This window comes from Ignavibacteria bacterium (assembly GCA_016707005.1).
In the GTDB taxonomy this organism is placed as follows: Bacteria; Bacteroidota; Ignavibacteria; order Kapaibacteriales; family Kapaibacteriaceae; genus UBA10438.
Map to the genome: position 1 here is coordinate 1,197,984 of JADJIQ010000005.1, position 14,770 is coordinate 1,212,753.

Here is a 14,770-nt window from a genome sequence, read left to right on the forward strand (position 1 = left end):
ATCTCTGTAAGGTGCCTTCTGATCCTAGGGACATACTCGCGATGGCGCGTATTGGTGCGAACGTTGGGACGTGGTATCTGAGCCCTAACTATCATCTTCCCTCAGGAGCATCGGTCTGGATTCCGTCTCCAATTGCCTATGCCGCTGATGTAACGGTAACGACGAATGCGTCAGACCAACAGCAGATGGTCTTTGATGCAACGTCGTGGAACATGAACAACTCGTCCGTGAACATTCTTGCCACTACGGCGCCGCCTTTGCAGAAGATGATCTTCCTTAGAGGCGGCATGGCGTGGTCGAATGCGGTCCAGTTGAATCTTGGTTCTTCGCCACTATTCACAGAACTCCAATTGAGCATTATGGACAATGCTGCCACTCGAGGCGACGCGCAGGGAACGATCCCTGTGTTCCGCTGGGCGAGCGGGCCGTATTCAGGGGTGCAGACACTCAACCTTGTGTTCAAACAGCCTGGACGATACACACTTGGTCTGATGGGAATCAACAACAACTCGACACCAGACTATTCGATGTTTGAGATGGACATCATCGCCGATCAAGGCACGCAGATATGTCGCCGATCATACAAGCGCGCCTGTCACAGCTCCTCTTGACCTCGCTCTATGAGGACAGTGGCAAAGGAACGTTGCGTTTGGTTGGTGACATCGATCTGAAGACACCTCCGTGGTTCTGGCCACCTGTTGCTGAGATCAGCTGCAAGCAGAAGAAGATCACCTATGGTGGTCCGCCATGGGGCGGGAACAGTGAATTCAGAGGCGGCGTTCAGCCGAAAACGCCTCCCGGCGGGTGGACGGATATCGTCGATCAAACCGAGGACGGACGCAAGATCCTTGTAGGCCGCATCCCGCATTGGGATGAGTTCTGGTCGGGCTCGCCTCCGACGAATCTAAAGTCAGAGATCCCACATGCAGACGTAGATACCTTCCTCAACGGCTTGATGCGTGGCATGCCGATGAGCGCTGGTGCATTCTTCGAAGACAGACCACTTCGTCTGTATGAAGCACTACCGCCAAAGATGATCCTCGGATCGTTTCCGTCAGGCCCATACAGGGAAGGAGGTCCCAGAGGACCTGATCCGCGCTATCCATTAGACCCTTACAGAAAAGACACCGGCACTGAACCCCGTCTGGGCGATTCGAGTAACTGTTGGGAACGGATCTGCTGCATAGGACTCGACGTAGAGAAGAGGGAAGTAACGGCCATCGTAGAGATCACTCAGAGCTCAGGATATGGCGGAGACTTGTGTTCATCGACGGCCTTCGAATCTGTTGGTTTCTGGCTCATCGAGCCATCACGCGCTGAGGTCACCGCAAATGAGTGGCCCGACAATCCAAACCCGAACCCGAATTCAACAAGGCCGGGTGACTACTGCGGGGGCAATGTCCGATTCGTCGGAGCCAAACGCATCCCTGTTGCAGACATACCGCGTAGTGAAAAGGGAAATGCTGATTGCCTAAACCCGGTTTTTCAATACGACGCCGGTAGTCTGCGCTACTCCGTCTCGTTGCCACTCAGTGACGACGACCTTGACTTGATGAAGAAGTGCAGCGACACCTCTCCGCGCCTGCCAGTTCTGCATGCAGTGGTTACCTGGAATGCAGACATAAAGAATGAGAACTTTGGCGGACGTGGGCTGCGATTCGGCGACTGGGATAGTGAGGTGGTGCAGTATCCAGTCCCAACTGTAAAGAAGTTGACGAGAGAGATTGCTGTAGGTCTACTCAGTGATGAGTGTCCGTATGTGAGATACTCGAATGTAGTTTGGCCTAAGGAAATCAAAGCTGTTGAGTTTCCAAAAGTGGTTGAAGGCCAGGATAATCCTCCTGTACAACTTGAGAAGCTGGCAATCGATGTAACAGCCACAATCAAAGCGAAAATCGATGTGCATGGGGCGATGCGGTTGTTTGTTGTGAGTGCAGACTACGAAAGCAAGCTGCTAAGACGCAGAATCATAGCACGCCAAGACATCAATCGTCAAACTCCAGCCATTCAACTGACTGGAGTTCCGCCTAACTCAGTGCTAACACCATTCGACCTTGATGTGGGTGATTGGATCATTTGTGCAGCCTTCGCACATAACAACGAAATCATTGGATGGGATCCCGAGCGTGATTTGGTGCTATCTGGTTACGGGGAGTCCCTGACTACAACGTGCTTAGGATTGTACAGAGATTTGAGGAAGCGTGAGATAAAAATGGTAGGCCCGTTGGACTCTGGAATATTGGAGTTGAATTATAGGCGGCCTGCTGCATCTGTCAATAGAGTTCTTGACTACCCACCGTGCGTTGTGAAGATTGAACAAGATCCGATAGACGTTATAGAGAGTCATAACTTCATTGCATTCTTCTCTGTCGAAGCAACTTCAGAAGGATCTCTCGACAAGCTGCGGCTTGAGCCGAATGGAGATGCCGGAGTCATAGTAATTTCAATGGCGCGTGGGTCAAGATGGACTGCAGATGATTCTCGATTCTACAACCATTACCTGAAGATAATCGAACAATTGGTGCTACTAGGATACATCGTAGTTGTCCCAAATGTGTCTACTGATAGAAATCCCTATTTCCTTTATGATGTCTTGCCTGAAATTGACGCTAACCTTACGAAGACTTTCCCTAATGTCGGATCGTTCCAATATGTGTTGTTTGGTCACAGTAATGGAGGGGATGCGGTACGGTATGCGTTGGCAACTAAAGACAAACCCGAAAGCGATGCTCGAGCAAAAACAGCCCAAAAGATTGCTGGTGGAATTTTGCTTGCCCCAGCTCTGCCTGGAGATGCGTTGATAATGAATAGATCGCCATCTCTCGTAATTGCAGGTGGTCTAGATGACCAGATTCCATTCAAATTGTTGGAATGCACAGATGATAGAGACATCAAAACGGGCAAGGTAAGTGAATCGCCGTTTTCGCCTATCACTGCATGGGAAATGAGCCAAAGTACAAGGTCATATCTGCTGTTTGTAAAAGGCGCAACACATTATCGTTGGATCAATTCCATGGATGACTTCACACAATGGCAAACATCGAATGAAGATCTTGAAACGAAACTCGTTCTAGATGGTGACAACCTTTCAGGCTCGCAGCCTTTGTATCCGCAAAGGCATGAATCGCTCTTGCTCTCTTACGTTACGTATTTCACCCTCGCCTGCCTATCCAAACAATCGAACTATCTGCAAATGCTAGTGCCAGGTGTTCATATTCCACCAGACGTTAGAAAGTATAACGCTGCCGAGCACTTGGAAGAAGCATACGCTCTGTATTTCAAAGGGCGATCTAGTAGCAGCATGAATTCGCTTACATCAGACGGTAGTGAAACCAGATATCTTGGGCACTTGGTAAAGAGGCGAATCGTTGTTGATGGCCGCACCGTTTCAGGCTATAAGATTGAAAAAGCCAATATGTGGGTCGAAGCGGAAACGGTGATTCCCTTCTATCAGAAACTTCTGTTTGTATCTGGGCGAGATATCGAAATGTCTTACGAGATAGGATCTGGTTTGAAGTTTCAAATCAAAGAGGCAATTGCTTTTAATTACATGGCATTGGGATTACAAGGTGAAGTGACCGAATCCGTTGAAAGGTTTACAATCAGCATTCATCTAAGTGACGGCCGAGTTGCTATGATCCCAATATTGGACAGGAATCTGAACTCTGCAGGATATGAAGTCACTCAGTATACTTTGTCCAGCGATAATATGATTCGTGTACAGGGTAAAACGGCAATGGTGAAACAATTGCTCGTGCCGCTCTCGTGGGCATTAGACTCATGTTTTGTGAGCGAATCCAAGACGCTGTCTATAGATCGAATAGCTTTCAAAGTAAAGAATGCTGATACCCCAATCGTGTTTGGAGTGGGTCTTGTCCAAATAGTATCCGGTTAAGGAGGTATTCATGAAACCGTTTGTGATTGCAGTGCCAGTGTATTTGCTACGAACGTCTGGCTTCGGACTCTTCCTTGCATGCCTCTGCGCGTTTCAACTCAAAGCTCAGAGCGGGAATCTGGCAGAAGTGATGCGATATAAAGGCATATGGGGATACGTTGACGCTTCGACAGTACGTGCAACTCAGCATGGAGTAGCGATTGCACTTACAGTACGCACAGTTGCGCCGGGATCTGGATTGCTCTTTCTTTCAACAGTGATTGCAATTACTGATAGAGGAATTGATACTGTGCCACTTGGGGATCGACTTTGTTCCCAGGCTGTTGTTTGGAGAGACACTGTATTTTCCGCGCTCTATACCGTGCACGATACCGTATTTATTGCTACAGCACTGCAGGGCCATAGTGAGAAAAGCTATGTTGTTGCAGGTAGAAAGCGTTTGGCAACAAATATCAATTGCATCGACGGCTCACTGAGCATTTACGATGTGAATGAAGGCATCACCTTCCTGCTAAATCAAACTGATAGCATTCATAAACCAATCCCTTACGGAGATGCTATCCACCTAGAAATGTTCTCACTCAAGGGGGATATCTATCTATTCCCTGAAGTTGAGGCGCCACGGTATATCCCCTTTGGAACAAATTCCTCAATCGCCGTCGACTCGGCTTATGACCGTGCTTCAACCAAAGTGTACTTTAATAATGTTTCCGTAATCAACGACTCGGTTGTATGGATAGACCAAAAATCTCGCCGGTGGGCTTTATCTATGACAACTAGAGATCACACCGTTACACAGTATGCGGAGTCGAAAGACTCTCCTTTGGGTGGGTGTGCAGGCCGATGGGGGTACTTAAGCGTAAGCCCATATTCAAGCAACCCTGCTGATGATGAAGAGTATACCAGCCAGATCGTTGTTCGCTATACACATGGCAATGGTATTGCCGTGCTTGACACCATACATCGTCCCTATATCCACCGCTCCGGCCTAGGCGTCGGCTGGTGGAACGGGTCCTTCTATTTCACTGCCGAAGTACGAGACAGTGGAGCCCCTTATGAGTCGGCAGAGAGCATCATCTACAAGTACACCGAACCCATCCCCGTGGTGTCAGTTGAGGATCAATTGCCAAACAGTGAAAAGGCCGACTTGGCGGAGCGTCTCGCCTTCACTCAGGAAGCGTATGCAAACTGGCGAGACGGGCTTGGCGCAGAGGTGACGGTGTATGATCTTCTTGGCAACGAGGTGCATGGCTTCGTTGTTCCCCATACGGGCGTTTACTGTGTTCGGGGCCTAGGCAAGGTGTGGCTCGTGTCAGTGACGCCATAGTCTTTTAGAGCCTATCGAAGATCTGATTTGCGTCATACCGTCATACCGTCATACCGTATGTACTACACACTCTTCCACCACCCTCAATAGCTGATTAGCTTGTTCTGGGCCACTGTTGAATTGCAGAACCTCGTGCAAGTATCCTTGTAAATCAAATATCATGTGTTAAATTTGCTAGGATAATTGATCGCATTGTACATCGAACGGTTGAAGAAGCCCTTGCTCGTCAAGCCGCGGTTGCCTTGGTTGGACCGCGCCAGGTGGGCAAAACAACCTTGGCGTTAGCTGTTGGACGGCAACACGAGGCGATCTATCTGGACCTCGAAAACAGCGCAGACCGTGCCAAGCTGAGCGACCCTCGCGACTTCCTGATACCGAATGCAAACAGGCTTGTGATTCTCGATGAGGTTCACAGAGTGCCTGAACTCTTTGCACAGTTGCGTGGCATCATTGACGAGGGACGCAGGGAAGGATTCGGTAAGGGGCGATTTCTTCTGCTTGGGTCGGCTTCGGTGGATCTGCTGCAACAGTGCAGTGAGAGTCTGGCCGGACGTATAGCATACGTCGAGATGACAACGCTGGGACCGCTCGAGGTGATTTCAGAGCCATTGGATAAGCTCTGGCTCCGGGGAGGATTCCCCGATAGTTTTCTTGCTCGTACGAATAAGGAAAGTCTAGCGTGGCGAACAGACCTCATCCGCACGTTCCTCGAACGTGATGTGGCAATGTTCGCTCCTCGAGTACCGGCCGAAACGATGCGACGACTATGGAGTATGCTTGCGCACGGACATTCAACAATGTTGAATGCGTCAATCATCGCACGCAGTCTCGAAGTGAGCTCCCCAACCGTGCAGCGGTACGTTGATCTGCTTGTAGACTTGCTTCTTGTACGTCGACTTCAACCGTACACATTGAGCATTGGCAAAAGACTGGTCCGCACTCCAAAGGTCTACATTCGAGATTCCGGACTCTTGCATGCGCTTTTGAATATCGGCGAACGTGATGATCTGATGGGCCATCCTGTAGTAGGGGCTAGCTGGGAAGGCTTCGTGATCGAGTCGCTTCTATCGGTCGCACCTGAGAGGACAGTGGCTGGATTCTATCGTACATCTGCCGGTGCTGAAGTAGATCTCGTACTTGAGTTGCCCGGAGGTCGTCGATGGGCCCTTGAAATCAAACGCTCAGTAACAGCAAAGCCGTCACGCGGATTCTATCAGTCGTTAGATGATCTCAAGCCAGATCGTTCCATCATCGTCCACTCAGGAACGGACGCGTATGCTATGGGCAATGGCGTTGAGGTGATAGGATTCGTGGAACTCAGTCGCGAGCTGATGCGGATGTAGATCCATACCGCCCATTCTTCACGATCCCCATCTTGTGCAGTCTATGCTGCACGCTGGTCCATAACACGCCGAAACCGTAGATGGTGCTGCGACGGAAGTTGATGGAGGAGGCGTCGTCGAAGTATTTGGTTGGACAGGTTACTTCGCCGATGGGGAAGTCCTGCATGATGATCTGCGACAACATCTGGTTGTCGAAGACGAAGTCGTCGGAGTTTGCTTCGATGTTGATCGACTCTAACACGGTCCTCGAAAAAGCACGATACCCTGTGTGGTACTCACTGAGCTTCTGACCCACCAACATGTTCTGAATGAGTGTGAGTCCGCGGTTGGCGATGTACTTGTACAAGGGCATGCCGCCCTTGCGAGCGCCGTTGCCAAGGATCCTACTACCTAACACAACGGGATATACATCGTTGGCGATCATCCAACTCATCACGGGGATGAGCTTGGGTGTGTATTGATAGTCGGGATGCAACATGATCACGATGTCTGCACCAAGAGCAAGAGCAGTGCTGTAACAGGTCTTCTGATTGCCGCCGTAACCACGGTTGTTGTCGTGACGGATCACGTGGGTGATGCCAAGCCCCCTAGCAACTTCTGATGTGTCGTCACGAGAATGATCGTCCACAAGCACAACATCATCCACGATGTCGAACGGGATCTCGCGATAGGTGATCTCCAGTGTCTTGGCGGCATTATACGCCGGGAGAACAACAACGATCTTCTTATCGTTGATCATTCGATCTCAAAGATTGCGTTTATAGTGATGCGCATGGAGAGTTGACCTGCGCTGACGGGTGTGCCCATATCGGCTTCGGCTGCCATACTCCGCATTGCCTTGTACATGGGGGTAGGGGGCTGATAGCCGCCATGCTCACTGATCGTAAGGACCCTCACCACCCGAGCGCCCATCGCGTTTGCTAGCGCCTCCGCCCGAATCTTAGCACCCTTCGCAGCTTGAACACGGAGCGTGTCGGCGATAGGCTTGCTGTTGGTAACAGAGAAGCTCACGTTGTCGAGAAGGTTGCTACCCTCGGCAACACTGGCATTGATCACGTCTTCGAGCTTTGAAAGATCACGAACGGTGATCATCACAACGTTGCGCATCTGATACTTGATCAACTCGCGACGTCCGTCCTGCTTCCAATTGTACTGAGGCTGGATCTGAAGGTCGCTGGTCATGATGTCCCGTTGATCGATGCCGATCTTCTTGATGGCGTCGAAGATGGCGCGGACGCGACGGTCATTGTCCTTCTTGATGGTGACAACGTCCTTGCCTTCTGTCTCCACGCCAATACTCACGGTTGCACGATCGGGCGTAAGGAAGATCTCTGCTTCACCTTCTACGGAAACGGTCCGTCGGGTGTCCACTTGTGCGTTGGTGATGCTGATGGCCGTGACGAAGGCGAGGAGAACGAGGATGTGCTTCATGACTCAATCTTCTGTTGGTTGCGAGATGGTTTCCATGAGTGTTGCCCACTCCTCCATCAATGACGCGAGGACGCGCTTCGCAGTGTCGTAGGTGGTTGTGGTCTTGTGTTGCTTGACGGGATCCTTGTAGAGGTCCGGATCTGCAAGCTTGGTCTCGGCCTCGGCGATGGTCTTCTCTTGAACGGCGATCTGGTTTTCGATCTCGGTTACGCGACGTTCTGCCTTGCGCTTTTCTTTATCGCGTGCCTTCTGCTCTTCTCGCAACTGTGCCGACGTCTTCTCCGGTGCAACAACGTGATGCAGCGGGATCTCATGCGGTGCAGGTGCATCGGCCACATGCGGATCGCCAAGCAGCTTGAGGTAGGTGTCTACGTCGCCCTCATATTCCTTGAGCGTACCAACACGAAAGGCAATGATCTTTTCCGTGAGTCCGTCAAGGAAGTCGCGGTCGTGCGATACAACGATCATCGCCCCGTCATACGACATGAGTGCTTCCTTCAGCACTTCCTTCGAAAGCATGTCCAAGTGGTTCGTTGGCTCGTCAAGAATGAGGAGGTTGTATGGTTGGAGGAGAAGTCGGGCAAGCGCCAGACGTGATTTCTCGCCACCGCTCAACACGCCAACACGTTTGTTGATGTCATCACCACGGAACAAGAACGCACCCAGGAGCGACCGAATGCGCGGACGCATCGATGGTGGAGCTGCCTCTTGCATCACTTCGTAGATGGTGTTGTGTCCGCCCATCATGTCGGCTTGTTGCTGCGCGTAGTATCCAACAGCCACTGCGTGACCTAACTGCACTTCTCCTGCGGTAGGGGGCTCTACACCGGCAATGATCTTTGCGAGTGTTGTTTTGCCTTCGCCGTTCTTTCCGATGAAGGCGATCTTTTCTCCGCGCTCAAGTGTGAAGTCCACACCACGCAGAACCTTCTTCTCGCCGTAACTCTTTACGATGCCGGTGCACTCAACAACGGCCCGACCAGAACGTGGTGCGGGAGGGAAGGAGAAGTGGATGGACGATGTGTCGTCATCATCAACTTCGATCACTTCCATGCGTTGCAAGGCCTTGATCCGACTCTGCGCGCGTGATGCAAGAGATGCCTTGTACTTGAACCGGTCGATCCACTTCTGCATACGATCGCGTTCCTTGGTCTGCCGGTCTGCTAACGCACGTTGTTGCTCCATGCGCTCAGCACGGATCTCTTCGTAATCCGAATACGATGCCGGGATGTCATAGACCTTGGTCTTGGTGATCTCGATGGTTCTGTTGGTGATGTTGTCTAGGAACGTTCTATCGTGCGAGATCAGAACCACAGCGCCGTCATAGACACTGAGGAAGTCTTCGAGCCAGCGCACGGAGTCGATGTCCAAGTGGTTCGTCGGCTCATCAAGCAGCAAACAGTCAGGGTGCAACAGCAAGAGCCTTCCCAGTTCAGCCCGCATCTGCCAACCACCCGAAAAGGCAGTGAGCCCCTTATCGAGATCGGCAGCTTCAAATCCCAGACCGGTGAGAACGCGCTCGATGTCGGCGTGCATGGTAAGACCGCCGCGACGTGCATACATGTCATTGGCATCGGTCAACCGTTGCACAAGATCCATGTAGGCATCGGTTTCATAGTCCGTGCGTGTCTCCAGTTGATGCTGGATCTCTTCGATCTCGGCATGCAGACGAAGCACCTCTTCGAACGCCGCCATGGCCGTTTCGCGGAGGGTCTTGGAGAGGTCGAGCGTGAGATCCTGCGACAGCAAACCAAGGCGCATGCCGTTCTGTTTGGACACGTCGCCACCGGTCGGTGTTGTTTCGCCGGCGATGATGCCAAGGAGTGTAGACTTCCCGGCACCATTACGACCAACAAGGCCGATGCGGTCGCCATTCTGAATCAGAAAGTTGACGTTCTTAAAGAGGATCCGTGTTCCGAAGTCGACGGTAACATTGGTAAGGGTTATCACAACTTCTCCACGGCATCAAGGATCACTTCGGCGCAGGCTCGTTTCGACATAGGAGGGTATTCTGTAGGGGGCTGAGTAGGAGTGATAATGGTGATCGTATTGCTGCCAACGCCGAAACCGCTATCGGCAACGCCGGCTCTGTTCGCCACGATCACATCGGCATTCTTCGTTGAAAGTTTCTGTGTGGCATAGTCCACCACATTTGTGTGTTCGAGTGCGAATCCAACAACCGTCTGATGCGCCTGTTTCTGCGCACCAACCGTTGCCAGGATGTCAACCGTAGGAACCAACGTTAACGTCAGTCCATTACCTGTTGTCACTTGCTTCTTGATCTTGCCGTCCACCGGATGCGCCGGCGTGAAATCCGCCACAGCCGCAGCCATGATGAAGACATCGGCGTCGATCGCCCGCTCAACAGCAGCGTGCATCTCCGCGGCAGTGGTCACATCAACGCGCTCCACACCACGTGGTGTTGGCAACGCCACCGGCCCCGCAATCAGTGTTACCAGTGCTCCGCGCTCTTGCGCAGCAGCAGCCAGGGCAAACCCCATTGTTCCCGTTGAGTGATTCACGATCGCCCGCACCGCATCGATCCGCTCATGCGTCGGCCCCGCCGTGATCACCACCCGTTTACCGCGTAACCCGTCACCCCGAGCGGAAGGTGCGTCACCCCGAGCGGAAGGTGCGTCACCCCGAGCGGAGTCGAGGGGCACAGCGGTGTTCGACGGTAGGGGTACGGCATGCCGTGCCCCTACCGATGAACCCACAATACCAACAATAACCCCCAATTCCGCCAACCGCCCAGCCCCAACCAATCCCGAGGCCAGCTCGCCGGATTCCGGATCGATGATGGTAACGCCGTCGGTGCGGAGCTGCGCAATGTTGCGTTGCACGGATGGTTGGAGCCACATGTCGGTGTCCATGGCGGGCGCTACGACCAATGGCGTTTCGGCCGGACGTGACGCCACAACGGTCATCAGGGCCGTATCGCAGAGCCCCGTGGCAAGGCGTGCAAGTGTAGTAGCAGAGCAAGGGGCTATCACGATCACATCAGCCCATCGAGCGAGATGGACGTGCCAGGAGCCCCCTTCCTGGATCGAAGGATCATACGGATCCATGATCACAGGATGTTGGGAGACCGCTTCGAGGGCAAGAGGCGCAACGAACTGGGCAGCAGACGGCGTCATCACCACGCGCACAGTGTGTCCTGCGCGGATAAGGTCGCGCACGAGCCACGGCGTCTTATACGCCGATACACTGCCTGTTATGCCGAGAATGATGTTCATTGCGAAGAGTAGAGACGAAAAGAGCCATCACGGCAATGCCGGATGGCTCTCGAGATCTTTCAATGAGGGATTACTCCGGGTTGGACGAATTGTCCGTCCGAAGGTGGATCTGACCGCTGGTCATTTCCTTCATCGCCAGAAATGTCGGCTTCGGAAGAAGGTCGAATTCTTTGCTGATGGCGATTTGATCGGCATTTGGACCTTCCGACTCATCGGTGTCCACGATAACGTCTGCAAGACGCTCAGAGATCTGCGTCTTGATCTGATCGTTGATCTGACGTGAACGCAACCCCATGGCCACAATAGACTTATAGATCGACCCCTTGGCCGATTCGTCCATGCGGACCTTCACTGGATTGACGATGTATGTACTCATTCTGACCTCGGAGAGCGGATGGGTTCAATGGGAGAACCGTAAATCTAAGCAAAAAACAGTTACTAGTTACGAGTTACTAGTTACCAGTAACAAGTAACCACTAACTAGTAGCCAGTAACTAGACAAACAACGAGATTTCTTCTGGGGAGGGGAGACGGCAAGAAGCTTTCTTGCCGAACCAACGATAGCGGTTGTTGGAGATCCACTGATACACAACATCACGAAGGGGGCGAGGGATGATCCTGGCAACGATGCTCATCAGCTTCCAGATGCCGCCGAGTTGATGACCGAGGTAGATGATCGCTGTGCTTTGTGTGAGGACGGTGTTGTCGGGAGTGATAACGTAGACGGTTGTTGGTGTCTCGGTGATGTTATGAGAACGCAACAACGATGCGATGTGGTCGGATTGAAACGAGCCGAAGCGCAGTGTTCGCTGGTGATCGTGACGGATCAAAAAATCAACGGTGGTGTTGCAGAGATTGCAGACACCATCAAAGACAACGATAGAGGTTGGTGTGGACATAGTCTGTAACAAAAATGCGTTGAGATTTGTTATGATAGTAGAGCAGCAACAAGAGTGACAGTATACCCGAGGAGTCAACAATGGGAACGCTCACGCTCGATATGTTCACGCAAGGAGTGGCTGACGTTGAAGCCGCACAATACAGGATCCTTGCAGCGCTCTCTGGCCTTCGGAGAGACTTCAGACAGAATACGTTGTATCCGGCGCTCGGCGATCTCATCGAATTGTCGTCTGTCCTCGAAACCATTCAGCAGAATCGCGAGACGTATCGCACATCTCTTCCGCAAACGCTTACGGGCGTTGACCTCGAGAAGCGACAGTTGATGTTCAATGCAACTCCTGCCGATGAAGAGTCTATTGCTCGTACGTTCGAGCTACTGAATTGGGCTGTGCCGTTCGTAAAAGAGCTTACCGACGAAGGTGTGGCGATGTTCGAGTTTGTTCATCAGAGTCTGTCATTGGATCCGGTGGGGATCATGCCACTCTATCGCGACGAGGGGTATGTGTTCGTTCCGGATCATCGAGAGAATCTCATTCATGTTCTGAAGTATGAACTCTCACTCTTCTCCGCTGAGTCTGAGCAGTACCGTGCAATGAAGACGATCGAGATCGAAGCTCATGTGCCGGCATCGATCTTGGAAACACCGGAAGATCTTAAGCTGGCTCTGGTTGAGCAACATCAAGACATGCCAAATCCGGCAACGTTCTTGATGGATTCAGATCTCGACTTCCCGTTCGATGAGACCATCCTTCCTGTTGCAAAACGCAAGCTTATGCGGCACTTGATCTCGTAAGTCTCGCAACGTAGAATCCGTCGCCACCGTTATCACCGGGCAACGTCTGCCACGTGTAGGCAAGTTTGAACTGTTCTCCGTCCTCAGATGCGAGGAAGTTCTTGATCTGCTCCTTGCCTTCGGAAGGAAGTACGGAACAGGTTGCGTAGACAACTGTCCCACCGGGCTTTGCTAGACGTGCATTCCGACGTAGGATGTCGGCCTGGATCACCAACAGTTCTTGATACGTCTTCTCTGTGAGATTGCGGAGGATGTCGGGATTGCGACGAACCACGCCGGTGCCTGTGCACGGCACATCGATGAACACTCCATCGGCTGTATCATTCAATCGCTTCACAACCTTTGTGGTTGTGATCACGCGCGGGTCTATGATGTCGGCTCCGGCACGTGCCATACGCTGACGTAGCGCCTGGAGTTTGCCCGCATGTGTATCGAGCGCGATGATCCGCCCCTTATTCTGCATCGAAGCAGCAAAGAGCAACGTCTTTCCTCCGGCTCCTGCACAGGCGTCGATGATGCGCTGTCCCGGACGTGCCTTGAGCTCATGGGCAGCCCGCTGCGACGTAACAGCCACCTGTTCAAACCAGCCGTCTTCAAATGCCTCTGAAGAGAACAACGCAAATGGACGATCGATCCGCAGGGCATAACCCTCTACACGAACAGCTTGAAAGGGGCGAAGGGCACGCAGACATTCATCCACCGACACCTTGATGGTGTTCACACGAACAAAGGTTGGTGCATCTGTGAGGAATGACGAGAGTACCTTGTTCTTGTCCTTGCCATAGGTCTTGGCAACGAGCTCACGCAGAAATGGAGGGATGTCTGCAAGATCTGGGTCGAGGATGGTATCGAGCGACCCGGCGAGCGCCGCCTCTACATTGTTGTAGCGGATGGCTTGAAAAAGCGTCGACCGAAGGGTTGTTGCCAGTCCGGGAGCTGGGTGAACGGTGCGAAACAGATTCTCGATAGCAGTTGAGAGATGTCTGCCGGAGATGACAACATCATCAAAACTTTGGCGAACAGCATCGTGCAATGACGAAGGGATGGGCACGATCAGGCCGTGATAGTGAGAATGGAAGTTGCTGGGTCGAAGGTATTGGCAAACCTTGGCAGGTTGGTTGCACTGCCCGTTGTTGGTTGCTTCAACACAGAACCATCACTCGACGAATATTCTGCTTTGTGACAACTGCAGACGATGTTACTCCCTGACGCTGCAGGGGGATCGACTTCGCATGATGCGTGTGTACAGATCGAACTGAACACAACAAAGGTGTTCTGAGCGATTCGCGAGATGAAGACAGGGCTGCCACCGTTGAGGTCGCCCACAAAGGTAAGGGTAATACCACCAACTGCGCTGAGTTCAGGTATCGTGGTGATGTCTACGGTATACGTTGTACCCACAGGAGGAGTAGGTGTTGTTTCGTCAGACTCACATCCGGCCACGAGGGCGGCAATGGCAGGGGCCGTAAGGGCCAGCCCGATAGAAGCAGCTGCCTTATGGAGGAAGAACCGCCGTGATGACTGTTGGTCCATTGATCCGATCCTTTATGATGCCTTGCGGCGAAGTTTCCACCACGAGAATGCGATAAGGACCACGGAGGTTCCCAGCACAAATCCGTAGCTGACCGGTGTGGCAGCTACCGTACTGTCGAGCGGAAGCAAACCGAACTTGAAGGCCGGTACATAGGTCACTTCTCTGCGAGTTGTACCAAAGAGTTCGTCCTTGATGATGGTCACCACTTCTTCCTTGTCCTTGGAATAGATGTGCATCCCATCGTTGATCCAAACAGCTCCGCCGATGAGAATGGCAAGAATACCAGCGATGATGAGTGTGCGCCAGAGCAT

The 14,770-nt window shown here is 52.3% G+C and carries 14 protein-coding genes; 5 read left to right on the forward strand and 9 right to left on the reverse strand.

Annotation, left to right across the window (positions count from 1 at the left end; translation table 11 throughout):
- Positions 1-41 precede the first annotated feature (41 nt).
- The 4 genes from IPI29_13450 to IPI29_13465 all read left to right on the forward strand — a co-directional run bounded on the left by IPI29_13450 (position 42) and on the right by IPI29_13465 (position 6,565).
- Positions 42-611 carry a hypothetical protein gene (locus tag IPI29_13450; GenBank protein ID MBK7413553.1) on the forward strand — a complete coding sequence of 190 codons (570 nt, stop codon included), beginning with the start codon at positions 42-44 and terminating at the stop codon, positions 609-611.
- Positions 569-3,895, forward strand: coding sequence for a hypothetical protein (locus IPI29_13455; GenBank protein ID MBK7413554.1), 3,327 nt, complete (start codon positions 569-571; stop codon positions 3,893-3,895). Before IPI29_13450 ends, IPI29_13455 begins: the two co-directional genes overlap by 43 nt.
- A gap of 10 nt (positions 3,896-3,905) precedes the next feature.
- Positions 3,906-5,222, forward strand: coding sequence for a hypothetical protein (locus tag IPI29_13460; GenBank protein ID MBK7413555.1), 1,317 nt, complete (start codon positions 3,906-3,908; stop codon positions 5,220-5,222).
- A 179-nt stretch (positions 5,223-5,401) separates the two neighbouring features.
- Positions 5,402-6,565, forward strand: coding sequence for an ATP-binding protein (locus IPI29_13465; GenBank protein ID MBK7413556.1), 1,164 nt, complete (start codon positions 5,402-5,404; stop codon positions 6,563-6,565).
- Here IPI29_13465 and IPI29_13470 read toward each other — a convergent pair.
- The 6 genes from IPI29_13470 to IPI29_13495 form a co-directional block, all read right to left on the reverse strand.
- Positions 6,540-7,304, reverse strand: coding sequence for a glycosyltransferase family 2 protein (locus IPI29_13470; GenBank protein ID MBK7413557.1), 765 nt, complete (start codon positions 7,302-7,304; stop codon positions 6,540-6,542). The genes IPI29_13465 and IPI29_13470 overlap by 26 nt on opposite strands.
- Positions 7,301-7,996: an SIMPL domain-containing protein gene (locus IPI29_13475; protein MBK7413558.1), complete on the reverse strand. Its 696-nt coding sequence runs from the start codon at positions 7,994-7,996 to the stop codon at positions 7,301-7,303. Before IPI29_13475 ends, IPI29_13470 begins: the two co-directional genes overlap by 4 nt.
- A gap of 3 nt (positions 7,997-7,999) precedes the next feature.
- Entirely contained in the window at positions 8,000-9,946 is a 1,947-nt protein-coding gene (locus IPI29_13480) for an ABC-F family ATP-binding cassette domain-containing protein (GenBank protein MBK7413559.1), read from the reverse strand.
- Entirely contained in the window at positions 9,943-11,232 is a 1,290-nt protein-coding gene (locus tag IPI29_13485) for a bifunctional phosphopantothenoylcysteine decarboxylase/phosphopantothenate synthase (protein MBK7413560.1), read from the reverse strand. Before IPI29_13485 ends, IPI29_13480 begins: the two co-directional genes overlap by 4 nt.
- 70 nt (positions 11,233-11,302) lie before the next feature.
- Positions 11,303-11,608, reverse strand: coding sequence for a DNA-directed RNA polymerase subunit omega (locus tag IPI29_13490; GenBank protein ID MBK7413561.1), 306 nt, complete (start codon positions 11,606-11,608; stop codon positions 11,303-11,305).
- A 118-nt stretch (positions 11,609-11,726) separates the two neighbouring features.
- Positions 11,727-12,131: a DUF393 domain-containing protein gene (locus IPI29_13495; GenBank protein ID MBK7413562.1), complete on the reverse strand. Its 405-nt coding sequence runs from the start codon at positions 12,129-12,131 to the stop codon at positions 11,727-11,729.
- 80 nt (positions 12,132-12,211) lie between these two features.
- On the opposite strand from IPI29_13495, the gene IPI29_13500 reads away from it, so the two are divergent.
- Positions 12,212-12,925, forward strand: a complete 714-nt coding sequence (locus IPI29_13500; GenBank protein ID MBK7413563.1) for a hypothetical protein — start codon at positions 12,212-12,214, stop codon at positions 12,923-12,925.
- Here the strand turns inward: IPI29_13500 and IPI29_13505 are convergent.
- Genes IPI29_13505 through IPI29_13515 form a run of 3 tightly spaced genes read right to left on the reverse strand, consistent with a single transcriptional unit; the run spans position 12,903 to position 14,770 of the window.
- Positions 12,903-13,976: an RsmB/NOP family class I SAM-dependent RNA methyltransferase gene (locus IPI29_13505; GenBank protein MBK7413564.1), complete on the reverse strand. Its 1,074-nt coding sequence runs from the start codon at positions 13,974-13,976 to the stop codon at positions 12,903-12,905. The genes IPI29_13500 and IPI29_13505 overlap by 23 nt on opposite strands.
- Before the next feature lie 2 nt (positions 13,977-13,978).
- On the reverse strand, positions 13,979-14,458 hold the full coding sequence (locus IPI29_13510) for a Rieske (2Fe-2S) protein (protein MBK7413565.1): 480 nt from the start codon (positions 14,456-14,458) through the stop codon (positions 13,979-13,981).
- Between the two features lie 12 nt (positions 14,459-14,470).
- A complete protein-coding gene (locus IPI29_13515) occupies positions 14,471-14,770 on the reverse strand; it encodes a hypothetical protein (GenBank protein MBK7413566.1) in 300 nt (99 codons plus the stop codon).

Bases quoted from the DNA above. Each gene is read 5' to 3' on its own strand.
- IPI29_13515 (MBK7413566.1), bottom strand. From the start codon at position 14,770: ATGCTCTGGCGCACACTCATCATCGCTGGTATTCTTGCCATTCTCATC.
- IPI29_13510 (MBK7413565.1), bottom strand. From the start codon at position 14,458: ATGGACCAACAGTCATCACGGCGGTTCTTCCTCCATAAGGCAGCTGCT.
- IPI29_13470 (MBK7413557.1), bottom strand. From the start codon at position 7,304: ATGATCAACGATAAGAAGATCGTTGTTGTTCTCCCGGCGTATAATGCC.
- IPI29_13495 (MBK7413562.1), bottom strand. From the start codon at position 12,131: ATGTCCACACCAACCTCTATCGTTGTCTTTGATGGTGTCTGCAATCTC.
- IPI29_13490 (MBK7413561.1), bottom strand. From the start codon at position 11,608: ATGAGTACATACATCGTCAATCCAGTGAAGGTCCGCATGGACGAATCG.
- IPI29_13485 (MBK7413560.1), bottom strand. From the start codon at position 11,232: ATGAACATCATTCTCGGCATAACAGGCAGTGTATCGGCGTATAAGACG.
- IPI29_13450 (MBK7413553.1), top strand. From the start codon at position 42: ATGGCGCGTATTGGTGCGAACGTTGGGACGTGGTATCTGAGCCCTAAC.
- IPI29_13475 (MBK7413558.1), bottom strand. From the start codon at position 7,996: ATGAAGCACATCCTCGTTCTCCTCGCCTTCGTCACGGCCATCAGCATC.
- IPI29_13455 (MBK7413554.1), top strand. From the start codon at position 569: ATGTCGCCGATCATACAAGCGCGCCTGTCACAGCTCCTCTTGACCTCG.
- IPI29_13460 (MBK7413555.1), top strand. From the start codon at position 3,906: ATGAAACCGTTTGTGATTGCAGTGCCAGTGTATTTGCTACGAACGTCT.
- IPI29_13500 (MBK7413563.1), top strand. From the start codon at position 12,212: ATGGGAACGCTCACGCTCGATATGTTCACGCAAGGAGTGGCTGACGTT.